Origin of the sequence: Amycolatopsis sp. VS8301801F10 (assembly GCF_046195355.1) — a bacterium.
Taxonomy (GTDB): Bacteria; Actinomycetota; Actinomycetes; order Mycobacteriales; family Pseudonocardiaceae; genus Amycolatopsis.
This window is the reverse complement of the sequence record NZ_CP176065.1, coordinates 1,075,621-1,099,602: the sequence shown is the minus strand read 5'-3', so window position 1 is coordinate 1,099,602 and position 23,982 is coordinate 1,075,621. Positions and strand designations below refer to the sequence as shown.

Here is a 23,982-nt window from a genome sequence, read left to right as displayed (position 1 = left end):
CTGTGGACAACTCCCTCCGCGAGGCCGGATTTGTCGGAGCCCCTCGTTACTGTCGGAGGCATGGCAGTTCTTCGGCTGTTCCTCCTTTTCCTGATCGCACCCGTACTGGTCGCGCAGGCGGTTCGGGTGCGTCGGGCGACTCCGCGGCTTCCCGGCGCCACGGGGCCGATCGAGGGCACTCTCGGCGCCGGGCGACCGCTGCGGCTCACCGTCCTCGGCGAATCGACGGTGGACGGCGTCGGCGCGCTCACCCACGCCGACGCGCTCACCGGGCAGCTCGCGATGGGGCTCGCCCGCGCGTACCCGGACCGGGCGGTGCGGTGGCATGCGCTGGGCCGCACCGGCGCGTCGGCGAGGGTGGTCCTGGAGGAGCTGGTTCCGCGCGTGCGGGAGGCGGACGTCGTGGTGGTCGTCCTGGGCGTGAACGACACGCTGGAGCTGCATTCGGCCGCGCGGTACCGGCGGGATCTACTGGCGATCATCGTCGAGGTGCGGCGGCGGGTCGGCGACGTCCCGGTCGTTCTCGCCGGCGTGCCGCCGCTGGCGAGCTTCCCGTCCCTGCCCCGGCCGCTCCGGGACGTGCTCGGCGCGCGGTCCGTCGCGCTCGACCGGGCGGCGCGCACGCTGACCCGGCTGCCCGGGGTCACGCACCTCCCGTTGGCGCCGGGTCTGCTCCGTCCGGGAATGTTCGCCGCCGACCGCTTTCATCCCGGCCCGGAGGGTTACCGCGCCTGGGCCGCCGCGCTCTCGAAGGGGTTACCGATCGTCACTGACGGTTGGCATTCGGGGGAGGTGACGCCTCCGTCCTGACCGGCAGGTTCACAAAAACCTCAAAAACTTTGGCGCTCCGTGTATCTAGGCGCACCCTGGATGCGTCTTATGGGGCGAACCAAGGAAATGGAGGGCCACATGCCTGCGGATCAGAAGGACGAGCGGCAGCCGGGAACCACCGTTCCGCCCGTCAAGACGAGCCCCGCGCCTGGGGCGAACCGGGGAGTGCAGCCGGACGGCAACCACGAGCCGCTCGACGACACCGGTACTGCCAAGTAGCCAGACGGGCGGCGGCCGGGAGCCGAGGGGGCTGCCGGACGTCGTCAGCCGGAGAGAGTTCGGGGAGGAACTCTCCTCCGGCGGAGCCCGAAAGGGGAGCGGGCTCCCCTGGGGGCGGGGAGCACCGGTCGGCGAGGCTGAACAGCTCACGCCGACCGGTGCGCACCCGCACGAACGCACCGCGCCGACGCCCTGCTCGGCACAAGGGGGCGAGCAGGCCGCCGGCTGGTGCGAAGCGAGAGACGAAGGTGCCGACAGGACTGGCCATCCCGCCATTCCCGCCAACCCCGCCGGCCCGCCTCCGCTCGGCCCGGGTCTGGGGGACCTGGTCCCGGCCGGACGGGTTCGGAGGGGACCCGCCTGGCCGCTGAGCGGTTGGACGGCGGGGACGGCCAGACCTCGCGGATCAGCCCGCAGGCTGGCGCGGTTGGACAGGTTCGGGGAGGGGCCTGTTCGGTTGGCGGGTTGCGCGGGCTGGTTCGGCGGGACTGGCGGGTCGGCTTGCGGGCTGGCGCGGTTGGACAGGTTCGGGGAGGGGCCTGTTCGGTTGGTGGGTTGCGCGGGCTGGTTCGGCGGGACTGTCGGGTTGGCTTGCGGGCTGGCGCGGTTGGACGGATCCGGGGGAGGGATCGGTTCGGCTGGCGGGTTTCGCAGGCCGGTTTCGGCGGACCGAGGGTCGGCTTCGGAGCTGGCGCGGTTGGACCGATCCGGGGGGATCTGTCCGGCTGGCTGGCTTCGCGCGCTGGTTCGGCGGGACTGGCGGGCTGGCGCGGTTGGACAGCTTCGGGGAGGGGTCTGTTCGGCTGGCGGGTTCGCGGGCTGGTCGGCACGCGGGTCCGCTTGCGGACCGGCGCGGCTGAGCGGACCTCGGGGAGGGATTCGCGGAGCCGCGGGTTGCGCGGGCTGGTCCCGCGGGACTGGCGGGTCGGCTTCGGAGCTGGCGCGGTTGGACCGATCCGGGGGAGGGATCGGTCCGGCTGGCGGGCTTCGCGAGTCGAGCCGCGGGACTCGCGGGTCAGCTGGCCAGCCGGTCCGGCTGAGTGGACTTCGGGGAGGAGTCCGCGAAGTCGGCAGGTGCGCGCTAGCCGGGCTGAAAGGGTCGGCTTCCGGTCCGGTTCGGCGAGGCGGGTTCGGGGAGGAATCCGCCTGGCCAGACCGGGCCGGTGAGCTGCCCTGACGTGGTCGGCCGGGTGGTGCGCAAAGGCAGGCGAAGCCGGTCAGCCGGGAAGGGGCGGCGAACCCGGCTCGCAGCTTCCGGCCAGGCAAGGGCGGGCGGATTCGGGGGAGGGATCCGTCCGGCCGAGCCGGGTCGGCGGGGTGCGATGGGTCGTTGGGGGACTCATCGCGTCCGACGGAGCTGCCGGGACACGGCCGTGCTGGAGGGGGAGCCCAGCCGGTCGTGTCCCGGCAACCCCACCCGAAAGGGGCACGAACTGCCCAAACACCGGAAAACCACCGCAGCCAAGCCGCCCAGCCGGCTCCCAGGAAAAAACTCACCCGAAAAAAGTCAGAGATTGATGTATCCCAGAGCCAGTTGTTCGCTCCTCAACCAAGAGCCCACCCACCGGGCACACACCGTGCCCCTGGACACCATCCGCATCACCGGCACCACTGAAAGAGCGCGCACAATTCACGATCGATCCGTTACCCGACCGGAGAGGCGACCCGCGACGGGCCCGGCCGTGCCGACACGACCGGAGGCTTGCTCGCCCAGGGCGGCCCACCTCCGGAGTGAGGCAGCTACGGTGACCGACGTGCACACCACCGAGGTAGACCCGCCCTGGGAAGGCCTGACCGGCGCCGACTTGCACGCTGCTTGCATGGAAGCGGCGCGGGGCGGGGACCGGCGCGCCATGGCGAAACTCGTCGACGAGCTGACGCCGCTCGTGTGGCACGTCGCGCGCGCCAACGGGCTCGACCGGCAAGTGGCCGAGGACGTGGTGCAGACCGTGTGGCTCGCTCTGTTCAGCCAGCTGGAGAAGCTGCGCGACCCCCGCGCGCTCGCCGCCTGGCTGATCACCACGACTCGCCGGGAGGCGACCCGGCCCTACGGCAGGCGGGCACAGCCCGTGCCGCTGTCGGACGAGGTCGCCGCGACGCTCGAAAGCGATCATCCCGCGCCTGAGGAGGAAGCCGTCCGCGCCGACCGGGACCGCCGGGTCTGGCGCGCCTTCCTCCGGCTGCCCGCACGCTGCCAGGAGCTGCTGCGGCTGACCGTTCTCGCCGGCCGCGCCGAGTACCGGGCGGTGGCCGAGGCTATGCAGATGCCGCGCGGCAGCGTCGGGCCCACCAGGGGCCGCTGCCTCGACTCGATGCGCGATCTGCTCGCAGGAGAAGGGGGTGCCCGGTGAGCGACAACATCGGCAGGCCGGGACACGGCCACGCGGTTCCGGACGACGAGGCCATCCTGGCCGACATCGGCCGGTTTCTCGACGAGATAGACCCGCCGCCGGACGATCTGGTGCAGCGGGTCCAGTTCGCGCTCGAACTCGAGAACCTCGACGTCGAGGTCGCGCGCTGGGAACGGCTCGACGAACTGGCCGGCGTGCGCAGCACGGCGACCGGCACCATCACGTTCACCGTCAGCGACCTCACCGTGATGATCAACCTGACCAAAATCGGGAAGGTGCACCGGATCGACGGCTGGCTCGCGCCCGCGGGCGAGTACGACGTGGAGGTCCGGGTCGCCGATCACGGCACGTTCGCGACGGCGACCGACGAGGGCGGCCGGTTCGTGCTCGAAGGCGTCCCCTGCGGAACCACGCAGATCCTCGTGCACCTCGGCGCCGGCCCGCACCGCCGCACCGTCGTCACGCCGACCGTCGTGCTCTGAGAAACCCGGACGGGCGTTATGGAGAGTGGCGGAGGTGTGCTCCCATAGAGTCCGTGTCCGCGCCCGTCCATGATCGAACGATCGCGGCGGCGTCCGATCTGTACGCGCGCGGCCGGGCCGCCGCGTCCGACCAGCGGCCCGGCGTCGCGGTGCGGTTGTTCCGCAGCGCGCTCACGCGGCTGGCGCGCGTTGCCGAACCGCTGCCCGAGCACCGGGAACTGCAGGTCCGCGTCCTGGTGAGCCTCGGCGCGGCCGAGGCCGAGGTCTCCTCCACCGACGCCGGTCTCGTGCACCTGGAGACCGCGCGGCAGCTGCGCGACCAGCTCCCGGAGAGCAAGGTCGCGCGCGAACTGGGCTTGCTGGTCACCGGCCAACGAGCGGTGGTGCTGATGCGCGGCGGCCGGTTCAGCGAATCGCTCGCGGTCTACGACGCCGTCCTGCCCGGGATCGAGGCCGAATTCGACGACGGCCGCCGCACCCTGGTGATCATGCTGATGAACCGCGCCCTCGTGCAGATGGCGCTGAACCAGCCGAACGCCGCGCAAGCCGACCTGCAGCGCGCGCTCGAGTTCGCCCGCGAAAACGGGCACACCCGGCTCGAGGGCAAAATCCGGCAAAACCTCGGCGACCACGCGCAGCTCGTCGGCGACGTCCCGCAGGCGCTGTCCAGTTACGAACAGGCCGCGCGGATCCTGGTCACCGAATCGCCCGGTTCGATCCCGCTGATCCGGCTCGACCAGGCCCGCGCGCTGCTCACGGCGGGCCTCGCCGACGAGGCGGCCAGGCACCTCGACGAAGCGCTGCCGGAGTTGCGCGCCAACGGATCCGGCCAGCACATCGCCGAAGCCGAGGTCGCCCGGGCCGCGGCCGCGTTGCTGGAGGGTGATTTCGCGTTGGCGCGAAAGTCCGCCTCGGACGCACGCCGCCGATTTCTTCGCCGGGGCAACCGGACGTGGGCCGAGATCGCCGGTCTGGCGCGGTATCGGGCGGAGGCGCAGCAGGTGCTGTCGGACCGGGAGGCACGCTCGACCTCGCGATTGCCCGCCGAACTCGTCTCGATCGCCGAACGGCTGGCCGCGCTCGGACTGCGCGACGAGGCGGCGGTCGCGCGGCTCTTCGCGGTGCGCTTGCTGATCCGCCGCAGGGAAATCGCCGAAGCGTCGCTCGTGCTGAAACACGTGCCCGCCCCGCGCGCGACGTCGCCGGTCGACCACCGGATGCTGTTCCGGTTGTGCCGCGCGGAGCTGGCCGTCGCGGAGAACCGGCCGCGCGCGGCGCTCGCGCAGGCCCGTGCCGGACTGCGCGAACTCGGCACGATCCGCGATCGGATGGGCGGGCTCGATCTGCTGTGCGGCACGGCCGTGCACGGCGAGGAACTGGGCAGGCTGGCGATGCGGCTCGTGCTGCGGCGCGCCCGGCGGAACGCGGCGGGCGCCCGGCGGATGTTCGCCTGGCTCGAACGCACCCGGGCGCAGGTGTACCGGTACGAACCGCTGCCGGTGATCGAGGATCCGGTGCTGGCCAAGCACATCAACGAAATGCGGCACGTCCAGCGCACCATCCAGCGCGCCCGGCTGGCGGGCGAGCCGGTGAAGGCGCTGGAGCAGCGGTACGCCGAACTGCAGCGCGAGGCGAGCAGGCTCGGCTGGTACACGAGCCAGTGGGGCCGGCCGCGGCCGGTCGCGACGCCGGACGAGGTCGTCGCCGCGCTCGGCGACCGGGTGCTGGTGAGTTTGGTGCCCTACAACAACCAGCTGTACTCGGTGGTCGTCGACCGCGGGACGTTCCGGCTGCTCAAACTGGGTCCGCTGGACGACATCGTGGAGACCGCGACCCAGCTGCACGCCGACCTCGACGCGCTCGCGCCGGACCACCTGTCGCCGCTGATGGCCGAGACGGTGTCCGCGTCCGCGCGCCGCCGGGCGGAGAAGCTCGACGCGCTGATTTCCGCGTCGCTGGTCAAAACTCTCGACGATCGCGAGCTGGTGATCGTCCCGATCGGACAGTTGTACGCGATGCCGTGGGGCGCGTTGCCGTCGCTGCGCGGGCATCCGGTGTCGATCGCGCCGTCGGCGACCGCGTGGATCACCGCGAAACGCCCGGCCGAGGACGGTCCAGTGCTGCTGGCGGGCGGTCCCGGCGTGCCGGGCGCGGTCGGCGAGGTGAGCAAACTGCGCTCGGTGTACCCGGACGCGCACCTGGTCGAGGGCGACGACGCGACGAGTTCCACGGTGCTGACCGCCTTGGACGGAACCCGCTTGGCGCACCTGGTCGCCCACGGCGCGCACGAGCCGGCGAACGCGCTGTTCTCCCGCGTCGAACTCGTGGACGGCCCGCTGTTCGCCCACGAGACGACCCGGCTCGCCAACCCGCCGGAACGGGTGGTGCTGGCCGCGTGCGAGCTGGCGATGAGCCACATCCGGCCGGGCGAGGAAGCGCTGGGCTTCGCCGGAACCCTGCTGGCGAGCGGTTCGCGAACGGTCATCGGCGCGGTAGCCCGCGTCGGCGACCGAGCGGCGGCGGACACGATGGCCGACCTGCACCGGCGGCTCGCGGAGGGGACTTCCCCCGCGCTCGCCCTGGCCGAGGCTGTGGCGGTGGACCCGATGCGGCGGCCGTTCGTGTGTCTTGGGGCTGGCTGAGCACATCCGGCGGCTGCAGTCGGGCTTGTGCGCACGCACGGCGGATGGCGAAGCAGTTGCGGCGGCCGTTCGTGTGCCTTGGGGGCTGGCTGAGCGCACCGGCGGCTGCAGTCGGGCTTGTGCGCGCATCCAAGGCGGATGGCGGATGGCGAAGCAGCAAGTTCGCGGTGCGCGGCGATGTCGGGGAGCGGCTGGCCTGGCCTCGCCGATCGCGCGAGGGGAGGTGCGGTGGGGCTCGTGAGTGTTGGTGTCGATGAGAACTGGGTTTGCCGCGCACGAATGGGGCGGGCTTCGTGGGTGATTGGGCTCGGCCTCGCCGTTCGCGCGGGGTGGTTGTGCGGTGAGGCTCGTGAGCGGTCCCGCCGCTGAGAACCGGCACAGCCGCGCACGAGGATCGCCGCGGAGGTCAGCCCAGGAAGTCGGCCAGCGGGACCGGCGTCAAGCCGTCCTTTTTGGCCTGTGCCAGGAAGGCTTCGTAGTCTTCCTTGAAGGTCTTGCGGAAGTGCATCAGCACGATGTCGCCCGGCCGGAGTTTGTCGCCGGACTGGAACTGGACGACTCCGTCGTTGACCGAGGCGGTCCACAGGACCGTCGCGCGCATGCCGCACATCGCGGCGGCCTTCAGGGTGTTCTGGTCGTAGATGCCGAACGGCGGGCGGAACAGCGTCGGGCGCACGCCGAGGGACTTCTGGAAGTCGTCGGCGTCGTCGCAGATTTCCTTTTTCTGGAAGTCCAGCGGTTTGCCCTTGAGGTTCGGGTGGTTGACCGTGTGGTCGCCGAGCACCGCGCCGGTCGAGTCCAAAATGGCCTTGAAGTACGCCTCGTGGCCCTTCACGTACCGGTTGTTCAGGAACAGCACCGGATGCCCGCCGGACTGCTGGATCAGGCTTTGCGCCGCCGGGTCTTTCACCGCGCCGTCGTCCATGGTGATGAAGACGTACGGTTTGTCCGTCTGAATGCGGCGGACCACGGCGGCCTTGCCGTCCTGAATGGCCGGTGCCTTCTGCTGCACGGTGCCGAACGGGTACGGACCGGGCGGCGGACCCGGGGTCTGGGCGCCCGGCGCGGGGTTCGCCTGTTCCGGGGATTGCCCCGAGTCCGGGCTCGAGCATGCCGAAAGCATCAGCACACCGGCCAATGCCGCTGCCAGCCACCGCTTCGCCATGCCGCTTCCTTTCCCTCGGGGTCACCCGAGGGGATGACGTCTGTGCTCCAGCGTTCGTTGATCGTTGTGGTGCAACGCACCCCGGTCAGGCAGCACGATTGCCCGCTTTCGCCAGCCGGGTGGCCAGAAATACGATCACGCCGCGCAACGCTGCCCGGGCTGCCGGCCCCGTTCCGGGGATGCGTTCGGTAAACGACCCCGACCACCTGAGGTCCGTGCCGCCGCTGGCGTTGGGAGTGAAGGCCACTTCCGCACGATAGTCGCGGACCGGGCTGAAACCGTCGAACGTGTAGATGTGCCGCCGATCCGGTACGTATTCGAGAGTCCGTTCGCGCGCCAGAACCGGCCACAAGCCGACTTCCCGGACAGCGCCGACCCGGCCGTCGTCGCCGAGCGCCGCCCAGCGGGACTGCCATACGAGCGGGCGCGCCCAGGACGACCACAGCGTCCCGTCGCTTTCCAGCCGGAACAGCACGGACGGCGGCGCGGCGCTCACCCGGTTCACCTCGTACGAGTACCTGCGACCCGGCATGGAAGCTCCCTGAACACGTTGTTGACCGAGCGACAAATCAATCCCGGACGGCCCCGGTAGGTCAAGATGGACCGGTGAGCCGCCCCGACTTCGCCGCGCCGCACTGGCTGACGCAGCTTTTGCGTTCCAAACCGGTTCCCATCCCGTGGAACATGGTCGCTCGCGCGGTGGTTGCGCTGGCGACTCCGCTGGCGGTCGCGTACGCGGCGGGCGACATCGCGGTGGGCGCGCTGATCTCCACCGGCGCGCTGCCGACCGTGCTGTCCGAGGCGGCCGGGGCCTACCGCTACCGCGCCCGGCGGCTGGGCGGGGCGACGTTCGCGGCCGGGATGGGGTACCTCGTCGGGCTGCTAACCGGCGGCATGCCCGCCTGGTCGATTCCGGCGATCGTGGTCGTCGCGGCGATTTCCGCGCTCATCAGTGCAGCGGGCAGCAACGCTTCGGTGGCCGGGCTGCAGATGTTCGTCTTCTGCGTGCTCGGCACTGCACAGCACGCGACCGGCGTACGCACCGAAGTGCTCTTCGGCTACTTCTGCGCGGGCGCTGGCTGGGGGCTGCTGGTCGCGCTCGGCACCTGGACGCTCCGCGCGACGAGCCCGGAACGCACCGCCGTCGCGCAGGTCTACATCGAACTCGCGGCGATGCTCTCCGCTGAGGACGAACCGACGTCGCGGGTCGCGCGCCATCAGCTGACCACCGCGATGAGCACCGCGTACGACCGATTGCTGGTAGCGCGCTCGTGGCTATCCGGCCGGGACGCGGCGTATCGGCGTCTGCTGAACCGGCTGTCCGCGACGACGCCCGCGGTCGAGGCATCAGTGGCGATGGTCAACGCCGGACAGCGTGCGCCGGACGAGGTCATCGACTACCTGACCCGCGTCGCTGCCTCAGTGCTGGCGAACCAGCCGCTGCCGCCCGCGCCCGAACTGCGGGACGAGAACGCCGACGCACTGGTCAGCGCGCTTTACGCCGGGCTGGCGCGAATCGGGAAGCTCGACGACCGCAAGCGCCGCAAGAAGGTCTCGCTGCTGCGTCGCTTGCGGCAGTGGGCGAGCGGCCTCTCCGGACCGCTGACCTGGCTGGCGACGCTGCGGCTCACGGTGTGTGTCGCGGTGGCCGAAGTGGTGGCGCTGCTGGTGCCGTTCGAGCGGTCGTACTGGATCACGCTCACCGTCGGTGTGGTGCTGAAACCGGACTTCGGCTCGGTCTTCGGCCGCGCGGTGCTGCGCGGGATGGGCACTGTCGCGGGCGTCGGGATCGGTGCGGTGGTGCTCGCGTTCGGCGCGCGCGGCTGGGTGCTCGTGGCGCTGATCGCGGTGTTCGCCGGCGGGGCCGCGGTGGGGAAGGTGCGCAACTACGGGATGCTCGGCACGTTCGTGACGCCGCTGATCATCCTGCAGATGGACCTCGCCAACACCGGCAGCTGGACCGTGGTGCTGGCGCGGCTGGTCGACACCGTGATCGGCTGCGTGATCGTGCTCGTCTTCGGCTACCTGCTGTGGCCGGGTTCGCGGCGGCCGACCGTCGGCGGACGGCTGGCGGACAGCTTCGACACGGTCGCCGAGTACGTCCGCGCCGCGATGGTGCTGAACTCGACCGCCGAATCGCGGCTCGCCCGGTCGCGGGCCCGGCGCGCGGCGTACCGCGCGCTCGCGGACCTGCGGACGGCGTTTCAGCAGGTGATCGTGGAACCGTCGCCAGCGGGGCGGCAGGCGGTGGCGTGGTGGCCGGTGATCGCGGGGCTGGAGCGGGTGACCGACGCGGTGACCGAGGTCGGCGTGACCATCGGCGAGGGCGCGCCGGCTCCGTCGCCGGCGGACATCGAGCTGCTCACGGACGCGCTGGCGGAGCTGGCTTCCGCGGTCCGCGAGCAGCGGGACCCGGATTCGGTGCCGATGCCGGACAACCCGCGCCTCGCCGGGGTGGTGGACCAGCTCGGCTCGACGTTCGACGCGGTGCGCGGCCCGGACCTGGTGGAACGGTCGCCGCTGCGGCTGGTGCGCCGGTTCCTGCCGTACCACCGGCGCACCTGAGCCGCGTCCCGCGCCGAGAGCGGCGGTGCGCGGCGGATTCGCTGGAGCGGAAGTCCGTGAGGGGAACCCCGAGGGAATCAGATTCGCTCAGGGCGGCCCTCACGGACCTCGGCGGGTGCGGATGCGACCCGGGCCCAACCTGGAGGCGGAGGGTTACTGCTGTCCGCCGGGCTGGCCGCCCTCGGGCTTCTCGCCGCCTTCATCGCGGTTGCCGGTGACCTTGCCGAGCAGGTCCTTTGCCTTGTCGACGCCGCCGTCGATCTGCGAATCGTGGCCGCTGACCTTGGACTTCGCGAATTCGGCCGCCTTCTCGAGACCCTGCTCGAGCTTGCCGCTGTTCTCGCGCAGCGCCTCGGCCGCCTTGTTCTTGAGCTCGTCGAAGTTGATGCCCATCGAATGCCTCCCCGGGGTTGGGATTGAGAGGCTTCAATCGTCACACACCAGGCGTTCCAGGCAAGTCAAGACACTTCGCCGAGCGCGACGGACCCGTCCAGTCCGGTGATCCGGCCGCCGCGTTCGCCGAGTGCGACGAGTCCTTCGCGGGCGTCGGGGGCGGTGAGGTCGATGCGGACGCCGGACAGCGCCGCGTCACGGGCCGCTTCCAGGGCGAGTGCGCCTTCGTGACCTGCGTTGATGGTCGCGGCGAGGCCGCCGGTGGACGCGAGCGAACCGCGGGCCGCGCCGAGCCGGCCGAGTGCGTCGTCGACGATCGGGAGCAGGGCGTCGCGGTTGCCTTCGGTCATCGCGCGCACCAGGTCCGGCGACGAGCCGGCGACGCGGGTGCCGTCGCGGAACGACCCGGCGGCCAGCGACATCGCGAGCGGGCCGCCCTGTGCGCCGACCGAGGCGAGGATCGCGGCGAACAGATGCGGCAGGTGCGAGATCCGGGCGACCGTCTCGTCGTGCGAATCGGCGGGCAGCGGCACGGCGTGCGCGCCGACGTCCAGGACGAGCCGGGTGACCTCGGCCCACGCCGTGAGGTCGGTTTCCTCCTCGACGCCGACGACCCAGGCCGCGTCGCGGAAGAGCATGGTGTCGCCGGCGAGCCAGCCCGAGCGCGACGTGCCCGCCATTGGGTGGCCGCCGACGTAGCGCGTGTACGGCGTGCGGCGGCGGACTGCGTCGAGCATCGGGCCCTTCACGCTGACCACGTCGGTGAGGATGCAGTGCGACGCGTGTTGCGCGACTTGGCGCAGCAGGTTCTCGATCGCGGGCAGCGGCACCGCGAGGACCACGATCGCGTCCGCGGCCGCGGCTCGCTGCAGTGCGGCTTCGGCGTCGGTGGTGACGTCGTAGCCGCCGCGGCTCGCCGCGTCAGCGTCCACTTCGGACACTGTGGTTCCCCAGACCGTCCTGCCGCTCGCCGCGGCCGCTCGCAGCAGGGAACCGCCGATGAGCCCGAGCCCGATTACGCATACGTCTCGCACGGGGCCATCCTGCCAGTGCGCGCAAGCGGCTACAGGACGGCGGCCAGCCGGGTGCCCTGGTCGATCGCCCGTTTGGCGTCCAGTTCCCGTGCTTCGTCCGCCCCGCCGACGAGATGCACCGGCACGTCGCCGAGCGCGCCGGCGAGTTCCCGGACAGATTCCTGGCCAGCGCAGACCACCACGGTGTCGACCTCCAGCAGCCGCGGTTTCCCGTCGACGGTGAGGTGCAGACCGGCGTCGTCGATCCGTTCGTAGGAGACGCCGCTGATCTTTTCCACGCCCTTCGCGCGCAGGGCCGCGCGGTGCACCCAGCCGGACGTCTTGCCGAGCCCGGCCCCGATCGGCGACTTCTTGCGCTGCAGCAGGTAGACCTGCCGCGGCGACGGTTCCGGCTTCGGCTTCGTCAGTCCGCCGGGCGCGAGCGCGGGGTCGGTGACGCCCCATTCGGCCATCCAGGCGGCGCGATCCAACGCGGGCGACGAGCTGTGCGTGAGGAATTCGCTGACGTCCACGCCGATCCCGCCCGCGCCGATCACCGCCACGCGCTCGCCGACCGGTTTGCCGTGCCGTACGACGTCGACGTACGAGAGCACCTTCGGATGGTCGATCCCGGGCAGCGCCGGGACCCGCGGCGTGACGCCGGTGGCCAGCACGACCTCGTCGAAACCGGTCAGGTCCGCGGCGGTCGCCCGGGTGCCGAGGTGCACCTTCACGCCGGTGACCTCCAGCCGGCGGGTGTAGTACCGGATGGTCTCGGCGAATTCCTCCTTGCCCGGAATCCGCCGCGCGATCCCGAACTGGCCGCCGATTTCGTCGTCGGCCTCGAACAGTTCGACGTCGTGGCCGCGTTCGCCGAGCGCGGTCGCGGTGGCGAGCCCGGCCGGTCCGGCCCCGACGACGGCGATCCGCTTGGCCCGCCGGGCGGGCAGCAGGTTCAGCGTCGTTTCGTGCCCGGCCCGCGGATTCACCAGGCAGGACACCGGTTTCCGGCTGAACGCGTGGTCGAGGCAGGCCTGGTTGCAGGCGATGCAGGTGTTGATCTCGTCCGTGCGGCCGGTTTCGGCCTTGCGGATCCAGTCCGGGTCGGCGAGCAGCGGCCGGGCCATCGAGACCAGGTCCGCGTCGCCGTCGGCGAGGGCTTGTTCCGCGACGTGCGGCAGGTTGATCCGGTTGGAGGTCACCACCGGCACCGAAACGTGCGGCTTCAGCTTGCCGGTGACCCAGGTGAACGCGCCGCGCGGCACCGACGTGACGATCGTCGGCACGCGGGCCTCGTGCCAGCCGATGCCGGTGTTGATGATCGTCGCCCCGGCGGCTTCGACTTCGCGGGCCAACGCGACGACGTCGTCCCAGCTCTGTCCGCCTTCGACGAGGTCGAGCATGGACAGCCGGTAGATGATGATGAAGTCCGGCCCGACCTTTTCCCTGGTGCGCCGGACGATCTCGACGGCGAACCGGCGGCGCTTCTCCGCGGTGCCGCCCCACGCGTCGGTGCGCCGGTTGGTGCGCTCGGCGAGGAACTGGTTGATCAGGTAGCCCTCGGAACCCATGATCTCGACGCCGTCGTACCCGGCGTCGCGGGCCAGCGCGGCGCAATCGGCGAACGCGCGAATGGTGCGGTGCACGCCGTACGAGGTGAGCGCGCGCGGGCGGAACGGGTTGATCGGCGCTTTGCGGCTCGACGCGGAAACGCTCAGCGGGTGGTAGGCGTAGCGGCCGGCGTGCAGGATCTGCAGCGCGATCTTGCCGCCCTCGGCGTGCACCGCTCCGGTGAGCAACTGGTGCTGCTTCGCCTCGGCGGGCGTCGACAGCTTCGAGGCCAACGGCAACAGCCAGCCGGTGCGGTTCGGCGCGAACCCGCCGGTGACGATCAGGCCGACGCCGCCGCGTGCGCGTTCGGCGTAGTACTCGGCCAGCCGCGGGAAGCGGGACGCGCGGTCCTCCAGGCCGGTGTGCATCGAGCCCATCAGGACGCGGTTGCGCAGCGTCGTGAAGCCGAGATCGAGCGGGGACAGCAGGTTCGGGTACTCGGTCATGTCAGTCCTTCTCGTCGGCCTTGTCGGCCCGCAATGCGGTCAGGATTTCTTCCAGCCACTCGACCTGGCCCTCTTCGACCCGGATCCCGCCGCGCAGCACGAGGTACTGGTGCAGCGGACGGCCGCGGAGCCGGTCCGGGGCGGGGAAGTCGCGCTTCTCGATCTGCCGGTAAAGGTCGAGCCGTTCGGCGTGCGCGTCGCGGTGCCGGGCGATCTCGGCCGCGACCGCTTCCGGGTCGCCGAACGACGCCCCGCGCACCTTCACCGCCAGCTCCTGCGGCCCGGCCTGCGGTGCCGGTTCGGCGAGCCACCGGCGCAGCTCGGCCCGGCCCGGTTCGGCGACGGTGTAGACCTTCTTGTCCGGCCGCCCGTCCTGGGCCACCACGTCGACGGCGACCTGGCCGGCCTCCTCCATCCGCTTCAGCACGCGGTAAATCTGCTGGTGAGAGGCGCTCCAGAACAGCCCGATGGACTTCTCGAACCGGCGTGCCAGCTCGTAGCCCGAGCCGGAGCGTTCCGAGAGCGAGACGAGGATCGCGTGCTCCAGTGCCATGCCGGACAGTGTCATATGCAACTAGGTGCAGTGCAACTGGGTGCAACCCACGTCACCCGCGGAGGGGGCAAAACGGGTCGATCGGTGCGCCGGAAAGGATCAAGATGGAGAGGTGCACCCGGTTCTGGAACTGCTCGCCGCGCGGATCGCCGAAGGAAGCGTGCCGGGGCGGCGGACGGACGGGCGCCGGCTCGCGCTCGCGGTCGAGGGCGGCAGCAGCCGCGGCACGTATTCGAGCGGGATGGTGCTCGCGCTCGACGAACTCGGGGCCACGCAGGCGTTCGACGACGTCTACGGCGCCTCCGCCGGCGCGCTCAACGCGGCGTGGCTGCTGTGCGGGCGCTCGCGCACCGGCGTGCGGACCTGGTGGAATCCGGCGGTCATGCGGCGGATCATCAACCCGCTGCACACCCTGCGCGGCCGGGCGGTGATCGATCTCGAGTACCTCGTGCACCAGGTCTACTCGGTGCTCGAACCGATGGATTTCCCGGCCATCCTGGCGAATCCGGTCGGCTTCCACCCGCTCGCGACCGACGCCGACACCGGCGAGTCGACCGATCTGCGCCCGTTCGTCGAGGACGTCGACGGGATCAAAACGGCGCTCGCCGCGTCGTCGTGCATGCCGGTGCTGGCCGGGCCGCCGATCGCGATGGGCGGGCGGAGGTTCGTGGACGCGGGGATCGCGGAGCCGTTGCCGTTCCGTACCGCGCTCAGCCAGGGCGCGACGGACGTGCTCGTGCTGCGGACCCGGCGCGAGGACGAACCTCCGGTGCCGCCGCCGCGCGTGCAGGACGTGGTCGTGCCGCGGTTTCTCCGCCGTCACGCGCCGGGCACCATCGACGCCTGGCGGACGCAGTACCGCCGGGATCTGGAGGACGAACGCCAATTGCGGGAAGATCCGCGGCTGGCGAGCGTTCGGCCGCCAGCCGGTGCTCCGGATGTCGTGGTGCTGGAACGGGATCCGGCCGTGCTGCGGCGTGCGGTGGAGCTGGGCCGGGAGGCGGTTTACGCGGCGTTGGACGGGCTGCGCAGGGCGTCGTGAGCGCGGCCTCGCACCGTGAGCCGTTGGGCGGCAAGGGAAACCGCGAGATACGGCAGGATTGCCGCACCGCCGACGCTGCGCACCGCGTCGATGGCGTAGTCAAGTCCTAAGTGGACGGAGGGCCCAGTGTCCGGACCGTCCCGCGTCTCCACCCGAGCCGGGTGGGAAACCCGCCTCAGGCCTCGGGTTTGCGGGCGACGCCGCCGATCACGCGCGACTCCGAGGGCGCCTTCGCGAACACCGTGTCGGCGTCCGGATGCCACGCCGGCGCGTACACCAGGCCCGGTTCGAGCAGCGGCCAGCCGCCGAAGAAGCGCTCGAACTCCGCTTTCGTGCGCAGGATGCCCGGGTTGGTGGTGGACTCGTAGTACTTGATGATGTCGACCAGCGCCTGGCGTTCGTTTTCGTCGACCGGGTTTTCGTTGGTCATCTGGGAAAGGATGAGCAGCGAGCCCGGCGCGAGCTGCTTGCGATAGAACTCGAGGATGCCGTCCGGGTCCTGTTCGTCCTTGATGAAGTGCAGCACCGCGTTGACGATCAGCGCCACCGGCTTCCGGACGTCGATCACGTCCGAATCGGCGACCCGGTCCCACAATTCGGCGGGCTGCAGGAGGTCGGCGGCCATCGCCTGGTGCCGCTCCTCGTCCGCGGTGTCGGCGAGCAGCACCTGCGAATGCGCGAGCGCCACCGGCTCGTTGTCCAGGTACAGCACGGAAGTGTCGTGCTCCGGGCGTTCGTCGTCGGCCACCTCGTGCACGTTGCCCGCGGTGGGAAGGCCGGAGCCGATGTCGACGAACTGCCGGATGCCCTCGCGCACGCTCTGGCGCACCGCTCGGCCGAGGAACTGCCTGCTGGTGCGGCAGTACTCGCCCATCAGCGGCAGCCGTTCGCGCACCTTCTCGGCGAAAACGCGGTCGATCGCGTAGTTGGTGGTGCCGCCGATGAAGTAGTCGTAGACGCGGGCCGCCGACGGCCGGTCCAGGCTGGCTTCCACCGCGCGCAGTGCTTCGTCCTGTGTGCTCATCGCCGTCCTCACGCTCGCCCTCGCGCTCATGCTAACCATGGCGCCGCGGTCAGCTCGGCCGGTAGGACTCGCGGTAGGCGTTGACCGAAGCCGTCAGCTGATCCATCGCGGCCCGCATCCGGGCCAGTTCGGCGTTGTCCAGGTTCATCGCGGCCCCGACGTGCGGCGGAATCCGTTCCGCCTTGGCGCGCAAGGCGGTTCCCTCGTCGGTCAGCCGGATGCGGACCGAACGCTCGTCGTCGGATTGGCGTTCGCGCTTGATCAGCCCGGCCTTCTCCAGCCGCTTCAGCAGCGGCGACAGGGTGCCGGAGTCGAGGTTCAGCGCGGCGCCGAGTTCCTTGACCTGCTGCTCGTCCTGCTGCCACAGCGCGAGCATCACCAGGTACTGCGGATACGTCAGGTCGAGCGGTTCGAGCAGGGCGCGGTAGAGCGCGGTGACTGCCCGGGACGCCGAGTACAAGCCGAAGCACAGCTGGTCGTCGAGCAGCAGCGAGCCGGTTTCTCCGGTGTCTGGGCTGGTCATCGGTGGCCTCCCGGATGGTTCTTCCGCCAGCTCTCCATCTTCTCTCGGCTGGGCGGGAAGGGCAACTCAAGTGCTCTATATCTCATTGAGGACACTTTAATTGTGCACAACTAAGTTGCGAGCTATGTTCATCAGGTCCGATCCGCTACCGGAGGAAGCCATGACCGCGAACCCGCAGAACCTCGTCCTCGAACCGGCCGCCCAGACGTTCGCTGAGGCCACCGACCAGCCTCCGTACCTTTTCCAGCTCCCGCCCGCCGAGGGCCGCAAGGCGGTCGACGGCGTCCAGGACGGCGCCGTCGAGCTCGCTCCCGCCGACATCGAGACGCTGACCGTCCCGGGTGGACCGAACGGCGACGTCGAGGTCCGGATCGTGAAGCCGGAGGGCGTTGCCGGGCCGCTGCCGGTGCTCGTCTATATCCACGGCGCCGGCTGGGTCTTCGGCGATTTCCACACCCACGAGCGGCTCGTCCGCGAACTCGCCGCCGGAGCCGGTGCGGCAGTGGTGTTCCCGGAATACAGCCGTTCGCCGGAGGCTCGTTACCCCGTCGCGATCGAAGAGAACTACGCCGCCGTGAAGTGGGTTGTCCAGCACGGTGCGGAGAAGGGGCTCGACACCACGCGAATCGCGATCGCGGGCGACTCCGTCGGCGGAAACATGACTGCGGCGCTGACGCTGCTGGCGAAGGAGCGCGGGGACGTGAAGTTCCTGCAGCAGGTGCTGTTCTACCCGGTCACCGACGCTTCCTTCGACACCGAGTCGTACACGAAGTTCGCCGAGGGCTACTTCCTCAGCCGCGAAGGCATGAAGTGGTTCTGGGACCAGTACACGACTGATGAGGCACAGCGCGCCGAGATCACCGCTTCGCCGCTTCGCGCCACTGTGGAGCAGCTCGCCGGACTGCCGCCGGCGCTCGTGATCACCGGCGAGGCGGACGTGCTTCGCGACGAAGGCGAGGCGTACGCCGCGAAGCTGCGTCAGGCGGGCGTGCCGGTGACGGCGGTCCGGTACCAGGGCGTGATCCACGACTTCGTGATGGTGAACGCGCTCCGGGAAACGCATGCGGCCGAAGCGGCGATTACCCAAGCGATCACGGTGTTGCGGGGCGCATTCGGCAACTGATCAGGAACGAACGGGCAATCCTGAGATTCCGCTGAGTTCGCCGGGGCCATTCCGGCGTGATCGACGTCACGTGATCACAACGAGGATGGCCCCTCGAACGTATCTAGAGCAGCGGGTCCCGCCTTCCGGGCGCGCGATCGGTCCTGGAGGTTCCCGTGCACCTGAGCGAAATCAGGCTGGATTCACCCGTCACGCTCACGGTGGTCGGCGTGCTCGCGTTCCTCGCCGTCGTCTCGGTTCCGTGGTTCTGGGACAAATGGCGCAAGCGCAAGCAGATTGGCCGCAGTGCCACCGTGCTGGTCGCGCTGTGTCTCGTGATCGTCACCCTTGGCTTGACCGGCAACATGATCGGCGGATTCTTCCCCACGCTCGGCTCGCTGCTCGGGACCGGCGCGTTCGCCGCCGAGGGGATCGACGTGGAGGGCGGCGACAACGGCGTCGACCTCGGCCGGGCGCGCGACCTCGGGGTGGCGCACGCGCGGGTCGGCAAGGGGACCATCGCGCACGTGACGGTGACCGGACGGCGCACCGGCCTGACCCGCGACGTCACGGTTTACCTTCCGCCGCAATACTTCCAGCATCCGTACAAGGCGATGCGGTTCCCGGCGATCGTCTGGATCCCGAACTACCCGTCCGGCCCGGAGGTCACCACCGCCCCGGTCGGGTACCACCTTCCCGAACAGCTCGACTCGGCGATCTCGAAGCACCTGCTGCCGCCGGTGATCGTGCTGATCCCGGACCCGACCGGAACGCCGAAGATCGGCCACGACACCGAATGCGTCGACGAGGTCAACGGAAGCCCCAACGACACCTACCTCTCCGCGGACGTCCGCGAATGGGGAATCCAGCGCCTCGGCCTCAATCCGGACCGGCGCGCGTGGACGATCGCGGGCTGGTCGTCCGGCGGCTACTGCGCGCTGAATCTCGTGACGCGGCATCCGCAGTGGTATGCGCAGGCGGCGAGCGTGAGCGGCTACGAAAAGGCACAGGTGGACGGCGAAACCGAGAACCTTTTCCGCGGCCGCAAGGACATCGAGGACGCGAACAACGTCAAGCTCAACGTCCGGCTGCACCCGGCCCCGCTGGAACTCCTCGCGATCTCCGGGGAGAAGGAACAGAACGAAAGCCGTGCGGTCGACCAGATGCGGGCCGCCGCGCAGCCGCCGGTGCAGTTCACGACGTGGCGGATTCCGGACGCGGGGCACAACATGAACACGTTCAAGGCGCAGCTGCCGGACGTCCTGACGTGGATCGGGCAGCGGATCCCGGGTCCGTCGGCTCCCGGGCCGCGGGCCGACGTGACCGGCGGGGTGAAGCCGTGGCCGCTGCCGAGCACGGGCGCGCGGGGCGGGCTGACCGCGGCGGAGCAGTGACGCTCAGCGGATCCCGGGCAGGTGCTTGACCACCTCGGTGACCTGGGCTTTGGCGGTGTCGTAGCTGACCGAGCGGGGATTCTCGGTGAGGACGGTGACGAGGTACCGGTTGTCCTTGACCAGGCCCGACGTGTGCAGGATGCGTCCGGGGTTGCAGCAGGACCAACCCTGTTTGACCGCCCAGGAAACGTCGCCGAGCGCGTCCGGGATGCCGAAGTACTGACGGAATCCGTCGGCACCGTTTTCGGTGGTGTCGCCCAGTGCCTGGAGAATCGTCGCGCGGTGCTGGGCCGGGGCCTGGTCCATCAGGTAGCGGTAGACGCGCGTGATGTCGGCGGCGGTGATTTCCGTGTCGCCCCACCGTCCCGGGTTGTCCGGCGGGGTGGTTTCGGCGAGGCCCAGTTCGGTCACCGCGTCCCGGACGATCTTCGTTCCGCCGCCCGCGACCCACAACCGGCTGGCGGTGTCGTCGTCGCTGCGGGACAGCATTTCCCGCACGGTGGCCGGATTCGTGCCGCGATCGAGGGCGTCGAAGGCGATGAGGAGCTTCACGAGCGACGCCGAGGTGTAGTGCCGGTGCGCGTCGACGGAAACCGGAGTCGTCCCTTTGGTGCGGTCGTAAACGACCACGCTGACGTGTCCTTGCGGGACGAGCGCGGGAAGTTCGGTGCTGAGTTCGATGCCCCGCTGGGGTGCCGAACTGCTCGGGCTGGGGGCACTCGAGTCGGTGGCCGGGGAGAGGCCGCCCGCCCCGGACGTCGGCGCGGCCGCGGTGACCACCTGCCGGTACGGCTCCGCCTCGGTGGCCAGGAACGCGAGAACCGCACCGAGAACGAGGCCGAGCAAAAGGAACGTGTTCGCCCTGCGCATGCCCCGACTTCCCCGATCACCTGATCAGGGTTCGCCGGATGGGGCGGGTTTGTGGGATGGCTCTCGGTACCGGCCAGTACGCGTGACGCTCGGGAGGGCTGCGGGCAAGCAGCGGCGGATCAGACCACGACGAGGCGTTCCACGAGCAGTTCGATCCGCTGCTCGGCGAGCTCGCGCGGCAGCCGTCCCGCCCGGGTCAGGGTCGCGATCCCGTGCAGGGACGCCCAGAACAACTCGGTGAACAGGCCCGGTTCGACCCCGTCCCCGGCGACCTCGCCGAGGGTTTCCAGCAGGGCGGCGAAGGCGTCCTTCAGCGGTTCGGGCGTGTCGTCCTGGGCGAACGCGAGGCCGCCGTCGAGCTGGAAAATGGCGTCGTAGACCGCTGGGTGGCTCTCGGCGAAGTCGAGATACGCGCGGGCGAGTGCGGTGACCCGGGCGCGCGCTCCGTCGACGTCGCGGGTCGCGGCGCGCACCGCCGCCGCCAATTCGGCGGCTCCGTCGAGAGCGACCGCGCCGATGATCTCGCGCTTGCCGCGGAAATGGCTGTAGAGAACGGGTTGGCTGTACTCGATGCGCTCAGCCAGCCGGCGCGTGGTGACCGCGTCCCAGCCCTGTTGTTCGGCGAGTTCGCGGGCGGTGGCCACGATGAGGCGCTCGCGCTCCGCCTGTTCGCGCTGCTTGCGGGCAAGTACCGACATGAGCCAAGCCTAGCACTGCTAGACAACCGAGCGGCAGCAATGTTAGCGTCGCTCCATCAGCTAGCACTGCTAGATTTTGGGAAGGTCATCATGCTCAGCGCACTCGCGGTCTGCACCATCGTGGTGGTCGGCGTGATGGTGGGGGTCGAGTTCTCGGTCGCCTTCGTCATCAACCCGATCCTCAACGGGCTCCCCGACGACAGCAATCAGCAGGGCCGCGCGCACGGCGGCCGGATGCTCGGCGCGCTCATGCCGTTCTGGTACTTCGGCTCGCTCGCGTTGAGCGCGCTCTGGGCGATCCTCGCGTGGGACCGGCCCGGCTCCGGCCTGGTGGTGCTCGGCGCCGGGCTGCTGGTGGCGAGCGTGGTGATGTCGATTCTGCTGCTCGTCCCGATCAACAACCGCGGCAAGACGTGGACGCCGGAGAACCGGCCCGCGGACTGGAAGGAGCAGATGAGCCGCTGGGACCGCTACCACTACGCGCGGGTCGCGGTGATCGTCGCCGCTTTCGCGTTGCTGGTCGCCGCGCTGGTCTGAGCCCGGGCGCGCGGTGCCTCACTCGGCCCTCGTCCGGCTCAGCAGCCTCAGCAGCCCCAGCCGGCGTTCGCCGGACGGCCGGATTCGGGTTTCGGCCCGGTTTGACCGGGGGTATTCCGTCAGGGTTGACCCACCGTCATGTCGGTACGGGAAGGACTGGAGTCATGGTTCGTGCGCATCGAGCCCGCGTTCGGGTGGAAGGGGTGCAGCCTGCTCAGGTGCTCGCCGTTCTGCTCGGGGTCTTGTTTCTCGCTTACGGCATCATCGGGCTCGTGAAGTCCGGGTTCGGGGATTTCACCGGACACGGTGTCACTTTGTGGCGGTTTTCCGCCAATCCGCTGAACAACGTCGTCCACGTGGTGACCGGCGTGATCGGCCTGCTGCTGGCGCTGGGTTCCGGCCGCGCGCGGACGTTCGGCTGGCTGCTCTTCATCGGGTACGGCGCGCTGTTCGTCTGGGGCCTGATGCTCGCCGGGACGATCTCGGTCAATCCGGTGTCCGGCCTCGGCAACCCGCTCAACCTCGCCGACGCGGACAACTGGCTGCACCTCGGCATCGCGGTTCTCGGCCTGCTGACCGCGGTTCTGCCGGCCCGGCACGGGGTTCTGCTTCCGGAGGACGAGGAACCCGTCGAGGTCGATCCGGCGGTTCCGCCGCGTCGTCCCGAAACCGGCGGGCACGGCTTGGCCCACTAACTGGTCCACAATGGAGTGATCGCGCAGCGGGATCGCTTGCCGGAGCCCCGGCAGCGGTCCCGCTCGTGCTTATTCCGCGGTGTCTTCCAATGCCCGGTCCACCAATTGTGCGGCCGCGCCGACGTACTGCGCAGAGTCGAGGAGTTCGGCCAGCGTGGCGGCGTCGACCGGGAGTTCCGGGGTGTCCGCCAAGATTTCCGCCAGCGGACGGTTTTCCTCGATCGCGCGCCGAGAAACGGTGCTGAGCAATTCTTTCGCGCGGGCCTTGCCGACCATCGGCGCCAACGCCGCCGACAGCCGTTCCGAGACAATCAACCCGTTGGTCAGCGCGAGATTCTCCCGCATGCGATTCGCGTGAACGTCCAGTCCCTTTGCCAAATCCACCGCCGTGTGCGTGGCACCGCCGGTCAGCCGCAGACATTCGCGCAACAGCTGCCACTCGGCCTGCCAGACCCCAGCCGAGCGTTCGTCTTCCGCCAACCCGGACTGCGTAACCCCCGCCGCCAGCACCGGCACCTGCAACGCCGCCGAGCGAATCAACGCGGACCGCACCGGATTTTGCTTGTGCGGCATCGCCGAAGACCCGCCGCCGCTCGCTTCGGTTGCTTCGCCGATCTCCGTGCGAGCCAGGACCTGAACGTCGACCGCGATTTTGCCCAACGCGGTCGTCACCCCAGCCAACGCGGAAACCAATTCGGCGACCGGCGCGCGATCCGCGTGCCACGGCAGAATCGGCGCGGTCAAACCGGTTTCCTCGGCGAAGGCGGCGACTAACCGTTCCGCGTAGTCGTCGGTGCCGTCGCCGTACTGGACGTACGCGGCCAATGTCCCGGCCGCACCGCCGAGCGACACCGGCAGCCGCAGCCGAGCGATCCGGCGGGCCGACTCCAGTACCCCTTGCCGCCAGACTGCTGCCTTCAGGCCGAAAGTCGTCGGAACCGCATGCGCGGTAAGGGTCCGCCCAGGCATGACCGTGCCGCGATGGGCACGCGCCAACGCGGCAAGGGCGTGCGCGATCGCCGTGAGGTCCGCGCTGACGAGCCGCAGCACGTCCCGCGCGACGAGCATCATCGCCGTGTCGACAATGTCCTGACTGGTCGAGCCACGGTGCACGTAATCAGCGACGTCCGGCACCTTGGCGGACAGCGCGCGCACCAAGCTGACCACCGGATTCCCGGTCGCACGCGCGTCGCGGGCCAGCTCGACGACGTCGAGTTCGCCCTCACCCAGCGACCGCGCCGCAGCGGTGATGCGCCCGGCCGCCTCGGCGGGGACCGTGCCAAGCCGCGCCTGCGCCCGCGCGAGTGCACCCTCCGCTTCCAGCATCGCGGCGACGAACGCCCGGTCCCCGGTTACCGCTTCGGCCGGGGTCCCGGCACGTACCGGGGAGAGCAAGCCGGAGTCAGGATCGGCGATCATGCCGTCCAGCATCGCACGCCGGGTGCTCGGCGAGGGGGTCGCTGAGCGCTCGGTGCCGTGAGCGGGGTGGTCTGGCTGGGGCACGGGCTACGCTGACCGGCTGCGACGGGCAGGATGGTGCCTCGCACCGCTGCCGGGGTGCGCTTGGCTGCCGACGCACGCATGGCTGGCGAGGCGCGCTTGGCTGCCGACGCACGCATGGTTGCCGAGGCGCGCTTGGCTGCCGGGGTGCGTGGCTGCCGAGTGCGCGTGGCCGGTGAGAGGTGCGTATGGCCGGTGCGGCGTGCGCTCGGCTGGACCCGACTGGACCCGGCTCATGGAAGCAATCGTCGCGCGCCGATCGCTTCAGCTGAACCGTGGCCGAACGCCGAACGCCGAGCGCCGAGCGTCGAGCACCGAGCACCGAG

At 70.4% G+C, this 23,982-nt stretch carries 22 protein-coding genes; 11 read left to right on the top strand and 11 right to left on the bottom strand.

The features are described 5' to 3' along the window. Window positions 1–60 precede the first annotated feature (60 nt). The 5 genes from F9C11_RS05280 (at window position 61) to F9C11_RS05260 (ending at window position 6,525) form a co-directional block, all read left to right on the top strand. Window positions 61–810, top strand: a complete 750-nt coding sequence (locus F9C11_RS05280; protein WP_409183779.1) for an SGNH/GDSL hydrolase family protein — start codon at window positions 61–63, stop codon at window positions 808–810. Between the two features lie 99 nt (window positions 811–909). After that, entirely contained in the window at window positions 910–1,050 is a 141-nt protein-coding gene (locus F9C11_RS05275; RefSeq protein ID WP_158242475.1) for a hypothetical protein, read from the top strand. Between the two features lie 1,745 nt (window positions 1,051–2,795). Then, window positions 2,796–3,401 carry an RNA polymerase sigma factor gene (locus tag F9C11_RS05270; RefSeq protein WP_409183778.1) on the top strand — a complete coding sequence of 202 codons (606 nt, stop codon included), beginning with the start codon at window positions 2,796–2,798 and terminating at the stop codon, window positions 3,399–3,401. Continuing rightward, complete coding sequence (locus tag F9C11_RS05265) at window positions 3,398–3,883, top strand: carboxypeptidase regulatory-like domain-containing protein (RefSeq protein ID WP_409183777.1); 486 nt, start codon at window positions 3,398–3,400, stop codon at window positions 3,881–3,883. The genes F9C11_RS05270 and F9C11_RS05265 overlap by 4 nt, the downstream gene beginning before the upstream one ends. A 53-nt stretch (window positions 3,884–3,936) precedes the next feature. Continuing rightward, window positions 3,937–6,525, top strand: a complete 2,589-nt coding sequence (locus tag F9C11_RS05260) for a CHAT domain-containing protein (protein ID WP_409183776.1) — start codon at window positions 3,937–3,939, stop codon at window positions 6,523–6,525. A 406-nt stretch (window positions 6,526–6,931) separates the two neighbouring features. Here the strand turns inward: F9C11_RS05260 and F9C11_RS05255 are convergent, their stop codons facing one another. Further along, the gene (locus F9C11_RS05255; protein ID WP_409183775.1) at window positions 6,932–7,690 is read right to left on the bottom strand and encodes a polysaccharide deacetylase family protein; all 759 of its coding nucleotides are present in this window, start codon (window positions 7,688–7,690) and stop codon (window positions 6,932–6,934) included. 85 nt (window positions 7,691–7,775) lie between these two features. After that, window positions 7,776–8,222 (bottom strand): SRPBCC family protein, encoded by a 447-nt coding sequence (locus F9C11_RS05250; RefSeq protein ID WP_409183774.1) that lies wholly within the window; start codon window positions 8,220–8,222, stop codon window positions 7,776–7,778. A 74-nt stretch (window positions 8,223–8,296) separates the two neighbouring features. On the opposite strand from F9C11_RS05250, the gene F9C11_RS05245 reads away from it, so the two are divergent. Beyond that, entirely contained in the window at window positions 8,297–10,255 is a 1,959-nt protein-coding gene (locus F9C11_RS05245) for an FUSC family protein (protein WP_409183773.1), read from the top strand. Window positions 10,256–10,408: 153 nt separating this feature from the next. Here the strand turns inward: F9C11_RS05245 and F9C11_RS05240 are convergent, their stop codons facing one another. The 4 genes from F9C11_RS05240 to F9C11_RS05225 form a co-directional block, all read right to left on the bottom strand. Further along, complete coding sequence (locus F9C11_RS05240) at window positions 10,409–10,648, bottom strand: antitoxin (protein ID WP_409183772.1); 240 nt, start codon at window positions 10,646–10,648, stop codon at window positions 10,409–10,411. Between the two features lie 65 nt (window positions 10,649–10,713). Beyond that, window positions 10,714–11,682: a prephenate dehydrogenase gene (locus tag F9C11_RS05235; protein WP_409183771.1), complete on the bottom strand. Its 969-nt coding sequence runs from the start codon at window positions 11,680–11,682 to the stop codon at window positions 10,714–10,716. Window positions 11,683–11,711: 29 nt separating this feature from the next. Next, window positions 11,712–13,718 carry an FAD-dependent oxidoreductase gene (locus tag F9C11_RS05230; RefSeq protein WP_409183770.1) on the bottom strand — a complete coding sequence of 669 codons (2,007 nt, stop codon included), beginning with the start codon at window positions 13,716–13,718 and terminating at the stop codon, window positions 11,712–11,714. Window position 13,719: 1 nt separating this feature from the next. Then, the gene (locus tag F9C11_RS05225; RefSeq protein ID WP_409183769.1) at window positions 13,720–14,271 is read right to left on the bottom strand and encodes a PadR family transcriptional regulator; all 552 of its coding nucleotides are present in this window, start codon (window positions 14,269–14,271) and stop codon (window positions 13,720–13,722) included. Between the two features lie 112 nt (window positions 14,272–14,383). On the opposite strand from F9C11_RS05225, the gene F9C11_RS05220 reads away from it, so the two are divergent. Beyond that, the gene (locus F9C11_RS05220; RefSeq protein ID WP_409183768.1) at window positions 14,384–15,313 is read left to right on the top strand and encodes a patatin family protein; all 930 of its coding nucleotides are present in this window, start codon (window positions 14,384–14,386) and stop codon (window positions 15,311–15,313) included. Between the two features lie 175 nt (window positions 15,314–15,488). Here F9C11_RS05220 and F9C11_RS05215 read toward each other — a convergent pair whose 3' ends face one another. Continuing rightward, window positions 15,489–16,337 (bottom strand): SAM-dependent methyltransferase, encoded by an 849-nt coding sequence (locus tag F9C11_RS05215; protein ID WP_409183767.1) that lies wholly within the window; start codon window positions 16,335–16,337, stop codon window positions 15,489–15,491. A gap of 49 nt (window positions 16,338–16,386) precedes the next feature. Further along, on the bottom strand, window positions 16,387–16,860 hold the full coding sequence (locus F9C11_RS05210) for a MarR family winged helix-turn-helix transcriptional regulator (protein ID WP_409183766.1): 474 nt from the start codon (window positions 16,858–16,860) through the stop codon (window positions 16,387–16,389). Window positions 16,861–17,020: 160 nt separating this feature from the next. Here F9C11_RS05210 and F9C11_RS05205 point away from each other — a divergent pair, with 160 nt between their 5' ends. Continuing rightward, the gene (locus F9C11_RS05205) at window positions 17,021–17,983 is read left to right on the top strand and encodes an alpha/beta hydrolase (protein ID WP_409183765.1); all 963 of its coding nucleotides are present in this window, start codon (window positions 17,021–17,023) and stop codon (window positions 17,981–17,983) included. A gap of 155 nt (window positions 17,984–18,138) precedes the next feature. Then, a complete protein-coding gene (locus F9C11_RS05200) occupies window positions 18,139–19,356 on the top strand; it encodes an alpha/beta hydrolase (RefSeq protein WP_409183764.1) in 1,218 nt (405 codons plus the stop codon). A gap of 3 nt (window positions 19,357–19,359) precedes the next feature. Here the strand turns inward: F9C11_RS05200 and F9C11_RS05195 are convergent, their stop codons facing one another. Further along, window positions 19,360–20,226, bottom strand: a complete 867-nt coding sequence (locus tag F9C11_RS05195) for a hypothetical protein (protein WP_409183763.1) — start codon at window positions 20,224–20,226, stop codon at window positions 19,360–19,362. 119 nt (window positions 20,227–20,345) lie between these two features. Beyond that, entirely contained in the window at window positions 20,346–20,924 is a 579-nt protein-coding gene (locus F9C11_RS05190) for a TetR/AcrR family transcriptional regulator (RefSeq protein ID WP_409183762.1), read from the bottom strand. Between the two features lie 90 nt (window positions 20,925–21,014). Here F9C11_RS05190 and F9C11_RS05185 point away from each other — a divergent pair, with 90 nt between their 5' ends. Both F9C11_RS05185 and F9C11_RS05180 read left to right on the top strand, forming a co-directional pair. Continuing rightward, the gene (locus F9C11_RS05185; RefSeq protein ID WP_409183761.1) at window positions 21,015–21,461 is read left to right on the top strand and encodes an anthrone oxygenase family protein; all 447 of its coding nucleotides are present in this window, start codon (window positions 21,015–21,017) and stop codon (window positions 21,459–21,461) included. Between the two features lie 218 nt (window positions 21,462–21,679). Further along, on the top strand, window positions 21,680–22,156 hold the full coding sequence (locus tag F9C11_RS05180; protein ID WP_409183760.1) for a DUF4383 domain-containing protein: 477 nt from the start codon (window positions 21,680–21,682) through the stop codon (window positions 22,154–22,156). 69 nt (window positions 22,157–22,225) lie between these two features. Here the strand turns inward: F9C11_RS05180 and pcaB are convergent, their stop codons facing one another. After that, entirely contained in the window at window positions 22,226–23,575 is a 1,350-nt protein-coding gene (gene pcaB, locus F9C11_RS05175) for a 3-carboxy-cis,cis-muconate cycloisomerase (RefSeq protein ID WP_409183759.1), read from the bottom strand. Window positions 23,576–23,982: the final 407 nt, after the last annotated feature.

Excerpts from the sequence above, each read along its gene's own strand:
- F9C11_RS05280 (WP_409183779.1), top strand. The coding sequence starts at position 61 with ATGGCAGTTCTTCGGCTGTTCCTCCTTTTCCTGATCGCACCCGTACTG.
- F9C11_RS05275 (WP_158242475.1), top strand. The coding sequence starts at position 910 with ATGCCTGCGGATCAGAAGGACGAGCGGCAGCCGGGAACCACCGTTCCG.
- F9C11_RS05255 (WP_409183775.1), bottom strand. The coding sequence starts at position 7,690 with ATGGCGAAGCGGTGGCTGGCAGCGGCATTGGCCGGTGTGCTGATGCTT.
- F9C11_RS05250 (WP_409183774.1), bottom strand. The coding sequence starts at position 8,222 with ATGCCGGGTCGCAGGTACTCGTACGAGGTGAACCGGGTGAGCGCCGCG.
- F9C11_RS05240 (WP_409183772.1), bottom strand. The coding sequence starts at position 10,648 with ATGGGCATCAACTTCGACGAGCTCAAGAACAAGGCGGCCGAGGCGCTG.
- F9C11_RS05230 (WP_409183770.1), bottom strand. The coding sequence starts at position 13,718 with ATGACCGAGTACCCGAACCTGCTGTCCCCGCTCGATCTCGGCTTCACG.
- F9C11_RS05225 (WP_409183769.1), bottom strand. The coding sequence starts at position 14,271 with ATGGCACTGGAGCACGCGATCCTCGTCTCGCTCTCGGAACGCTCCGGC.
- F9C11_RS05215 (WP_409183767.1), bottom strand. The coding sequence starts at position 16,337 with ATGAGCACACAGGACGAAGCACTGCGCGCGGTGGAAGCCAGCCTGGAC.
- F9C11_RS05210 (WP_409183766.1), bottom strand. The coding sequence starts at position 16,860 with ATGACCAGCCCAGACACCGGAGAAACCGGCTCGCTGCTGCTCGACGAC.
- F9C11_RS05205 (WP_409183765.1), top strand. The coding sequence starts at position 17,021 with ATGACCGCGAACCCGCAGAACCTCGTCCTCGAACCGGCCGCCCAGACG.
- F9C11_RS05195 (WP_409183763.1), bottom strand. The coding sequence starts at position 20,226 with ATGCGCAGGGCGAACACGTTCCTTTTGCTCGGCCTCGTTCTCGGTGCG.
- F9C11_RS05190 (WP_409183762.1), bottom strand. The coding sequence starts at position 20,924 with ATGTCGGTACTTGCCCGCAAGCAGCGCGAACAGGCGGAGCGCGAGCGC.
- F9C11_RS05185 (WP_409183761.1), top strand. The coding sequence starts at position 21,015 with ATGCTCAGCGCACTCGCGGTCTGCACCATCGTGGTGGTCGGCGTGATG.
- pcaB (WP_409183759.1), bottom strand. The coding sequence starts at position 23,575 with ATGATCGCCGATCCTGACTCCGGCTTGCTCTCCCCGGTACGTGCCGGG.